The sequence below is a fragment of the Streptomyces sp. NPDC057854 genome, from assembly GCF_042797055.1.
In the GTDB taxonomy this organism is placed as follows: Bacteria; Actinomycetota; Actinomycetes; order Streptomycetales; family Streptomycetaceae; genus Streptomyces.
Map to the genome: position 1 here is coordinate 1 of NZ_JBHVMF010000049.1, position 9,437 is coordinate 9,437.

Here is a 9,437-nt window from a genome sequence, read left to right on the forward strand (position 1 = left end):
GCGCTAGATGCGCCAATGCACCAATGAGGTGTGCATGAGGAACAAGAGGATCTCGCTCCTCCTTGCAGTCGCGATGCTCGCGGCGTTGTCCCTACCGGGGTCTGCGATGGCGAGCACTGCGCCGCCAGTCTCCGGCCCCGCCGAGGCTTCACAGAGTCTCGTCCTGCCCGACCCGGCTTGCGACCCCACGTTGACCGACTGTGACACCGAGTCGGACGACACGGCGCTCCCATGCATCGACTCCGCGACGGCCACGCCCGACTATGAGGGATGCGTCGACGAGCACGACCCCGTCCTGACTCAGCACGACGGATACGCGCTGGGGACTTTCCCCATTCCCCGCCCGACATTCCCCAAGACCAGCTGGCCAGTGTCTGAGACCGGCGGCGAGTATGAATACTGCGAGGAGACGGTGCTGGAGGACGGCAGCACCGAGATCCTGTGCGCAGAGAAGCCGATGGCAGCAGATCCGGCCGAGGTCGAGTCGATGTTCGACGAGATCGGGGAAGACCCCGTCGTCCTGGACGAGAGCCTGTCCCCGGTCGTCGAGGCGAACCTCGCGGCAGGGCGTGACGTGCCCGAAGGCTCGTCTCTCTCGATTCAGCAAGGGCTCGAGACAGGCACCGCTGCCTCCGTGGCAGCGACCGGGTACGCCGTCGTCAAGCCGCCGTCGTCCTGTACGACCGCGACGTCGCGGCCGCTGACCTGGCGCACTAGTTCGTGCATGGCGTCGAAGGCGACCACGGTCTCCTACATTCGACAGGGCGGGGCGATCCGACAGGCGGGCTCCCTCACGAAGACCGTCGTGGTCTACGTGTACACGGACACCAAATCCAGTCAGGTGTTCAACCAGACGTCCGTCCGACGCACAATGAGCACAGGCAACCTGCAAAGCGGCGTCAGCATCAGCGGATCGTTCAAGTGCTCGAGCTACTGCACGGGCAAGACCGGTTCCCTGACGAAGCAACCGCTACTCGCCAACACCATCCACGCGATCGGGCGCCTCGCACCGGAGATCACGTACGGCAAGTCCGCGACGGTGCGAAGCAACTGGAGCTTCACGATCACCAAGCCCGGAGCACTCCCCAGCGGGGTCTTCGCCTCGTACTCCCTATCCCCGCGCTGCGACAACAACGCGGTCGCCGGGATGGGGAAGGGCTGCGTCTTCCCGGCTGGACCCATCTCGCTCGTCCACTACCGCACCGGTGCATACAGCCTGGTCACCGCGCACATCTCCCAGGCCATCAACTCAGGGTTGCCCTCGACGCTGACGAGAACAACCACGGCCATCAAGACCGCCAACCGCAACAAGGCGTGCCCAAAGACGCTGACGCGCCCGACCGGTCACGAGTGCGACGAGTACCCGTTCGCGTCAACGGCCCAGGGCGCGAGCGCAGGCGGCACCGCCCGAGTGTTCGCCGGATGCAAGCTCCCGATCGCTAGTGGCTCTGGATCGGTCGGATTCAGTAGGTGCATGGTCCTGACCGGGCACAACCGCACAGCCGGCACGATGCTCACCACGTTCTACAAGGACAACCGTGTGCTCGTCGGCGACAAGTTCACCATCCTGGTGAGGTGACCATGACGACAACGAGCGGTTCCCTGGTCCAGCTCGCGGACTACTCAATGATCGCCGTCGACTCCCCGGAGAACCCCGAGCCGAGCGAGGAATCGATCCTCTTCGCCAACGGGCTGGTCCGGTCCAATCCCTCGGGCGGCGCACTGATCGCCACAGGCTGCTACATGGGACCCGTCCACGTCGTATGGGCCACAGGGGATCGGCCCGCGGAGGCGCAACTTGATGAGTGGGAGGACGTAGTCCAGGTGCGGCTGCGCCCGCACCACGGCGAACTCGTCATCCGCGGCTTCATGGAGTCCGGAGACGACGGAAATTCGCCCAACCTCGCACTCGCGCCCGAAGCGCCGCACATGCTCCGCTGCTCTTCACGCGGGCGAGATCGCGACGTAGGCGCCGCCACCGAGACTGCAACCGAGGAGTTCCTCATCGAAGTATGGCTTGCCACACCCGACGACACCGATGCGGTACTCAAGCTGTCAAGTGACTACGGAGCCCAGCTCGCTGCAAGTGCGCAGTAGCAGGCCGCTCTCAACGGCCCTCGGCGAACCCGTGGCCTAATTGCCTCCGGCGCGGGCCCGCGAAAGCAGGCCCGCGCTTGGCCGTTCGACCCTTTCGCAGACACTGTCAACGACGCAGAACACCGTCATTCCAACACCTCTCGGTGGTCTACTCAGGGGAACATCTGTTCGAATACGATTGGTGTCGTAGGTACCCGTCGGCGTCCGCCTCTGGGCGGCTGGCCGTCCGGCATCGAGACGGTCCCGATGCGCGACCACGCCGAGGAGGCGCCAGATATCGCACGCCGTGGCGTGGCGATTGTGCGCCCGCCCGAGGGCATCCCGGTGCGCGCGTGGATCACGCCGCGCCAGAGCGGCGAGGCCCGTGTCGACGGCGAGGCCGTCGCGTGGGCAGGCCGCCAGGTCCACGTGCGCTACCTCTCCCGCGAGGGGCGTGAGGGGTGGGCGTGGCTCTGGGCCGACGCCGTCGAGCGCCGCTGAGCCCAGACGCGACGAGCCCCGACCACCAGGGGGATGTGGTGGGGGCGTCGTGTGTGCGCGAACGTACCCGACCCACTGACAGCGAACGCCGAAGGCGTAGCGTGTGCGCGTGCGATCCCAGTTCAGCCACCACTACGAGCGGCCCGACGACGGCGAAGTCGACGACGCGCTCGTCAACGCGACGGTCGTGCTGGACACGAATGTGCTCCTTGGCCTGTACCGCGCCTCCCCCGATCTGCGCACGAAGCGGCTCGAGGTGTTCAAGACCATCGGGGGGCGGCTGTTCCTCCCCTACCAGGTGGGCGTCGAGTTCCACCGCAACCGTCCAGTTGCTGCCGCGGGGATCAGCGACGCCTACGCAGCCCTCCGCACGGCCACGACGGCTCTCCACAAGGCCGTGAAGTCCTTCGGGGGCGATGGGCGCTACGACGAGACCTCCGCTGCGGTGAGGGCGCTCGTGGACCCTCTTCTCGGGCAGATCGTCGACGGCCTCGCCGCGCTTGAGGAGGACGATCCGCACCGCATCGATCTGGCCGACGACCCGATCCTCAACCAGCTCGAAGCCCTACTTGAGGGCAAGGTCGGACAGCCACCGCGAGCGAAGAACCTGGCAGCACGCGTTCGGGACTTCACCTCGATCCGCGTCCCCCTGAGACTTCCGCCCGGGTACGACGACGCGCACAAGGCCGCCGCCAGCGGTGCCGCTGCCGCAGCCGGCGATTACCTGCTCTGGTGCGAAGTTCTCGCCCATGCCCGCAAGCACGAGACCGACATCGTGCTCGTCACCGACGACGCGAAGGGCAACTGGTGGCAGGCCGGAGGCGCGGGCATGCCGACCGTCCCCCATCCTCTCCTCATCTCGGAGTTCCGACGCGAGACCGGGCACGAGTACTACCAGCTCGACTCGCGCGAGCTCCTGAAGCGAGCACCTGCGCTCGACATCACCGTCTCCACGGAGAACCTGGAGGAAGAGGACGAGCTCGCGCGCGCGACGGCCGACGCCGAGAGCATCATCGAGCGACTCGCAGCCTTCCAGGGACACGGGATGCTGAGCGCTACCGCCACTCCCGTCGAGTCCGAGCTCGGGCGTCTCGCCCGGGCGGGCTGGAGAGTCGACGCTGACGAGCAGAAGCGCCTCGAAGAGACCGGGCGCCTCTGGATGGCCGCTAGGGAGGGGCTGTTGGGCACCCGTCTCGTCAGCTCACTGCTCACGGCAGGAATGGGAGAGGGCGCAGCTCTCAGTGCGCTCGAGGAGGCTCGGCGCCGCGACGACCTCGCCAGCTCACTCGTCGGAGACGGCCAGACCCTCGGAGCGTTCGCGACGATCGAAGCTGCACGGCGCGGCATGGCGGGCCTGAGCACAAACGAGGTGGAACGGATCGTGCAGGCTTCGAAGGGCCGGACAAGTAGCCAGGATCGCGACCGCCTCGACCAGGCAGCGCGCGACATCGAGCGAGTGGCGGACGAACTCGACGCCGCTCAGCACGACCTCCCCAAGGTTGAACGCGCAGCAGATCGCCACGACGTTTTCGAGGGGCAGGCGCCTCCCGACGGCAGACGACGTGTCGGCCCGGATCTTTCGCGGCTTTGGCGAACCGGGCGACGACGCGCTCGTCCTGGTGGCCGACCTTGATCGTCACGGATACGGGGTACCCCTCTCCCTCAGTGTTGGGACCACCGTGGAACGACCGCGCGGTTCTCGCGCGTTCGGTGCTGGCGTCAGGCGACGGGCTCGACGAGGGCGAGTGAGTCGTTGTGCACGCTCCCCGCGGCCGGGGAGACCTCGACGGGTTGCAGGTGCGGCTCTGGGACGCGCTGCAGCAGCGCGTCGACGTCGCCCTCCGCGACCCCATGTGATGCCGGCTCGCCCCGTGAAGGGCCCCGGCCGGGGCCGGGGCCCTTCACGGGCATCACAGCGTTGCGGATGGTCTACGGGGCGACGTCCTCCCCGTTCACCTCCTGCGAGATCTCGGTATGCGTGAGGGTGCTCAGGCATGCCGCGGCTTCGTCGACTGCGGCGCCGTTCGTGTTCAGCGCGAAAAGGAACAGCAGGACGAGCGCGATGCTGCTGTGCGACTCCGCCGGGGGTCGCGTGAGGGGTGACTGAGGAGGCATGTGCCCCACCTCTTTCCGGTTGCTGTGGAAGGGGTGGCAGCGCACGGCGCCCAGATCAGAACCAGCCAGCACCGGTGAAAAGGTGCTGGCGAGTCTTGGATCTGATGTGCTGGGCATGTCAGGATGCTCCTGAACGGTAGAGCCGACGACGTGCGTGCCAGGTGTACGTATTCAGTTGTCAGCCGCGATGGGCCGGGCAGTTCCAGCTGCTCGGCCCTTCGTTTGCTCCCGACCTCGGACCGGATGTCGCGGTCGGAGAACTGGCGTCGGTACAAGCCTGACTGTCTACAACCCCTCTCGCAAACATCCGTGGACACCGTTTCGACATACTCCCTGGTCAGAGCCCTATAGCCGTAACAGGACTCCTAGAACACATGTTCAATTTCGCCTAGCCCTCGTAGCCCATCGCGTACTGGTAAAGACACTCGCTGCTGCAGAACGGGCCGAGTTCGGGCGATGAGGCATGCGCTCGACCAAGGAGGAAGCGTTTGCCTCGTGGCCGCGATGAGCAGCCGAGGCGCCGACAGGGCGTTGGACCGACATAGAGCACCTCGAAGACGCGCCGGTTGTGCAGGCTCGAGGGGGGAACCAGCTCCGGCAGCCACTTTCGAGCCTCGCGCAACTCTTCGTCGAACCACACCGCGAACGTGTCGAGGGGCTCTCGGGTCCACTCGCGAGGCAGAGAACTTCGGTCGCGGTAGTCGGCCTGCTTGCACGCGGGAGAGCAATAGGCGGCGTCGCTGCGCAGTTTCCAGTTCAGCGGCTCACGACAACGCCGGCATCGTCTCCGGCGAGGCATCAGCGCTCACCAACCGATGAGCCCAGGCCTGGAAGGTGCCGGTAGAGCGTGTCTCGGGATACCCCGAGGGCGCGGGCGACAGCAGCGCGGGACTGACCGCCGGCGAGGGCGACACGGGCGGCTTCGATGCGGTCGGGGGTCATGACGGTTGGCCGGCCGCCGACGCGGCCCCGCGCGCGTGCGGCCGCGAGCCCGTCGAGGGTGCGCTCTCGCGCGAGGTCGGCCTCCATCTGCGCGACGGCGGCCAGCACGTGCACCATGAGCCGCCCGGCCGCGCTCGAGGTATCGAGCGTCTCCGACAGTGACCGGAGCGTGACGCCGCGCTCGTCAAGGTCGCGCACCAGACGCGCGACGTGCGCCGCAGACCGGCCGAGCCGATCCAGCTTCGTCACGACGAGCGTGTCCCCCTCACGCAGCTGCGCGAGGACCCGCGCGAGTTCGGGCCGGTCCTCGCGGCGGCCGGAGGCCTTCTCCACGACGACGTCACGCTCGTCGACCCCGCCGGGCCCCGTGAGTGCGTCGATCTGTGCGGCGAGGTTCTGCGCCGTGGTGGAGACCCGGGCATACCCGTAGACGTGTGCCATAGCGGCGACGGTAGCGAAAACCCCCGGGGCACGTTTCGCGACACCAGGGGTTTCCGGACACTAGTTCTGCGACACGTTCTCTCGGCGTGTCGCGTTGGCGGACGCAGTGTCCGAGAAACGGTCAGTTTTGAGACATCGGGATGGATTGTCCGATATCGACAAGGGCGCTCTCCTGCCGTCCTCCCATCGCGACCTCCGCCAGTGCCGCCGCTTGCTGCCTGGGGTGGCCTATGCCTCACCGCGCACGAATGGGGATCGCTTGGGACAGTGAAGCCGAGCGCCGGGATGCCCGTGCGCACGGACAGACGAAGGGGACCGCTGTGGCACTCGACTACACCGACCGCACTGACTTCGACAACGCCGAGCGGGGGTTGGTCGACCAGCTCAGGCCTTGCACGATCACGGACGCGACCGGTCGCGTCGTCTTCGATATGGAGCAGTACGGGTTTCTTCAAGGCGAGGCACCCGAGACGGTGCACCCGAGCCTGTGGCGCCAGGCGCAGCTGTGCGCCGTCCATGGCCTGTTCGAGGTCACCGAGGGGATCTACCAGGTGCGCGGCCTGGACATCTCCAACATGACGATCGTCGAGGGTGACACTGGCATCATCGTTATCGACCCGCTCATCAGCGTGGAGACGGCCGCCGCGGCCCTCGCCCTGTACCGGCGCAACCGCGGCGACCGCCCGGTCACCGGGCTGATCTACACCCACTCCCACGGCGACCACTTCGGCGGCGCCGGCGGGGTTCTGCCCGACGGGGTCGGGGCCGTGCCGATCCTCGCGCCGGTGGGGTTCCTTGAGCATGCGGTGTCGGAGAACGTGTACGCAGGAACTGCGATGAATCGCCGCGCCTCGTATATGTACGCCCCCATCCTCGGCCCCGGGCCGACGGGACAGATGAGCACCGGCCTCGGCATCGGGACCTCGACCGGAACGATCTCCCTGCTCCCGCCCACCGTGGACATCACCCGCACGGGGCAGGAGGAGGTCGTCGACGGGGTCCGCATCGTCTTTCAGATGACGCCCGGTACCGAGGCTCCGTCTGAGATGAACTTCCTCTTCCCGGACCGCCGGGCGCTGTGCATGGCCGAGAACGCGACCCACAACCTGCACAACCTGCTGACGTTGCGCGGAGCACTGGTGCGCGACCCGCGCATCTGGGCGCGCTACCTGAACGAGTCGATCGAGCTGTTCGCGGACCAGTCCGACGTGGTGTTCGCGTCTCACCACTGGCCCACGTGGGGGCAGGACGAGATCGTCACCTTCCTGTCCCAGCAGCGCGACCTGTACGCCTACCTCCACGACCAGACGCTGCGACTGCTCAACACCGGGCATACCGGAGCGGAGATCGCCGAGGAGATCCAGCTGCCGCCAGTCCTCGACGACGCGTGGCACGCCCGCGGCTACTACGGGTCGGTGAGCCACAACGTCAAGGCGATCTACCAGCGGTACATGGGCTGGTTCGACGGCAACCCGTCGTCGCTGTGGGCACACCCGCCCGTCGAGGCCGCCAACCGCTACGTGGACGTCATCGGCGGGCAAGACGCCGTCAAGGAGAAGGCGGCCGGGTACGCCGATCGCGGCGACCTGCGGTTCGCCGCCGAGCTGCTCAAGCACGCCGTCTTCGCAGACCCCGACGACACCGAGGCGACGGAAGCCCTCGCCGGCGTGTACGAGAAGCTCGGCTACGGGGCCGAGAACGCCACCTGGCGCGGCTTCTATCTCGCCGGAGCCCAGGAGCTGCGCCACGGCATCACGCCGCCCCCGATGGGCGACCTGGGAGCCGGCATGGCCGCAGGGCTCTCGGTCGACCAGCTCTTCGACACCCTCGCGATCCGCGTGGACGGTCTCAAGGCGGCTCAGCAGCCCCTCGTCATCGACTGGATCTTCACCGACTCGGGCGACACGGTCCGCACCGAACTGTCGAACGGGGTCCTCATCCAGACCACGAACCCCACCCGCGCAGCGGCCGTCGACCTCACCCTTCGGCTCACCAAGACCCAGCTGCTCGGCATCCTCGCCGGACACGACCTCAACGACGTCCAGCACGACGGCGACCCCGCAACGCTCACACGCCTCCTCGGCGTGCTGACCGCACCCGACCCGGCCTTCGCCATCGTCACGCCCTGAACGGAGACAGAACCCGTCGGCGTCTGTTGCATGTTAGGACACGCCCCGTGAACCCCCGAGCGACAAGGAGCACCGGGTGGTGCCGGCTGGCAGCGGATGATCGACCCAGTCATGACGGTGTAGGTCTTCGAAGCGGTGTCGGTCGCGGCTCTCGCGGGGGTCGGCTCGAGGGCCTTCGCCGATGTCGTCACGGGCACCGCCGAACAGCGCATCGACCTGTGCGAAACCTCTGAGAACGGCGGGATCTGCAAGGCCGTTGACAGACAAGTTCTCGGGCGTCGCAGTACCTAGTTCTGCGACGCCCGAGAAACGGTCGGTTGTGAGACGGTACCCGCACCGCGGCCACAGGTTCCGTTGCGACGTTGGGCCCCAATAGCGACCCGCCGGCAAATGGCGCTGAGCGCTGGATGCAGTCAGTCCCGCGTCGCGGGCGCGGCCACATCCGCGCCAGGCGGTTGCGCCTTTGCCTCGTAACGCATCAGCTCCAGCATCCTGTCGTCCTGGCTGCTGAGTAGGCCCTCCGTCTCTTCGACAAGAGCCTCGAATACGCGGCGCTGCTGGTACTCAGTGATCGCCCCCGAGTCGAACCGGAGTCGTCGCAGCGCTCGGCTCAGCGCAACGGCGATCGCGTGACTCTGAGTTCCCAGCTCCCGGCCGCGCAACAATTGCTGTGAGGCCTGACTGACTGCGGCGACGGCACCCAGTGACGCTAGGACCCAGCCAGGAGCACCTGCCGCAACGGCCACCGGCACACCGGCCGAGGCGCTGAGCGCGGTGAACACCGTTGCCTCATGACGGCGAAGACGTCTCTTCCCGTTCCGGCTGTACTCCTCCGCGAGACTCTCGACCGATCTGAGGTACTCCAGTTCGTGTTGAGGTGAACCTGCTGGCGGCTCCCTCTTCGACCGCCGATACGTGCCCACTACCCTCCGCCCTCCTCCTCTTCTTCGTGAAGAAGCAGAACGCGCGCCAGCCCGTGAACGAGGAGACCTCGTCCAACGGCCATCGCGACCGCACGACCAGCGTGGAGTGAAGGCATGGGGAGATATTCCAGGAGGGCCACCGCCGGACGTGACAGGCGCGCGGGAGCCGGGGGCAATGGTCTGCACCAGGTACCGAGACGCACGACGACAAAACCGACCCCGCGGCAGGACGACGTACTCACGAGCGCCGCGGGGTCGAGGTCACCGCTCATCAACGGCGGGGGCCCTTCCGCGTACGGCGTGCCACCAC

8 protein-coding genes are annotated in these 9,437 nt (G+C 67.3%); 5 read left to right on the top strand and 3 right to left on the bottom strand.

Annotated elements, in window-relative coordinates:
• Window positions 1-34: 34 nt before the first annotated feature.
• The 4 genes from ACFVQZ_RS36190 (at window position 35) to ACFVQZ_RS36205 (ending at window position 4,210) form a co-directional block, all read left to right on the top strand.
• Window positions 35-1,579, top strand: a complete 1,545-nt coding sequence (locus tag ACFVQZ_RS36190; protein ID WP_378230566.1) for a hypothetical protein — start codon at window positions 35-37, stop codon at window positions 1,577-1,579.
• Window positions 1,576-2,097: a hypothetical protein gene (locus ACFVQZ_RS36195; RefSeq protein WP_378230568.1), complete on the top strand. Its 522-nt coding sequence runs from the start codon at window positions 1,576-1,578 to the stop codon at window positions 2,095-2,097. Before ACFVQZ_RS36190 ends, ACFVQZ_RS36195 begins: the two co-directional genes overlap by 4 nt.
• Before the next feature lie 291 nt (window positions 2,098-2,388).
• Window positions 2,389-2,577, top strand: coding sequence for a hypothetical protein (locus ACFVQZ_RS36200; protein ID WP_383629140.1), 189 nt, complete (start codon window positions 2,389-2,391; stop codon window positions 2,575-2,577).
• 109 nt (window positions 2,578-2,686) lie between these two features.
• A complete protein-coding gene (locus ACFVQZ_RS36205; protein ID WP_378230572.1) occupies window positions 2,687-4,210 on the top strand; it encodes a PIN-like domain-containing protein in 1,524 nt (507 codons plus the stop codon).
• A 296-nt stretch (window positions 4,211-4,506) separates the two neighbouring features.
• Here ACFVQZ_RS36205 and ACFVQZ_RS36210 read toward each other — a convergent pair whose 3' ends face one another.
• Entirely contained in the window at window positions 4,507-4,809 is a 303-nt protein-coding gene (locus tag ACFVQZ_RS36210) for a hypothetical protein (protein ID WP_378230574.1), read from the bottom strand.
• 681 nt (window positions 4,810-5,490) lie between these two features.
• Window positions 5,491-6,075 (bottom strand): recombinase family protein, encoded by a 585-nt coding sequence (locus tag ACFVQZ_RS36215; RefSeq protein WP_378230576.1) that lies wholly within the window; start codon window positions 6,073-6,075, stop codon window positions 5,491-5,493.
• Window positions 6,076-6,323: 248 nt separating this feature from the next.
• Here ACFVQZ_RS36215 and ACFVQZ_RS36220 point away from each other — a divergent pair, with 248 nt between their 5' ends.
• Window positions 6,324-8,204, top strand: coding sequence for an alkyl/aryl-sulfatase (locus ACFVQZ_RS36220; protein WP_383629143.1), 1,881 nt, complete (start codon window positions 6,324-6,326; stop codon window positions 8,202-8,204).
• A 413-nt stretch (window positions 8,205-8,617) separates the two neighbouring features.
• Here the strand turns inward: ACFVQZ_RS36220 and ACFVQZ_RS36225 are convergent, their stop codons facing one another.
• Window positions 8,618-9,127, bottom strand: a complete 510-nt coding sequence (locus ACFVQZ_RS36225) for an SLATT domain-containing protein (RefSeq protein WP_383629145.1) — start codon at window positions 9,125-9,127, stop codon at window positions 8,618-8,620.
• Between the last annotated feature and the right edge of the window lie 310 nt (window positions 9,128-9,437).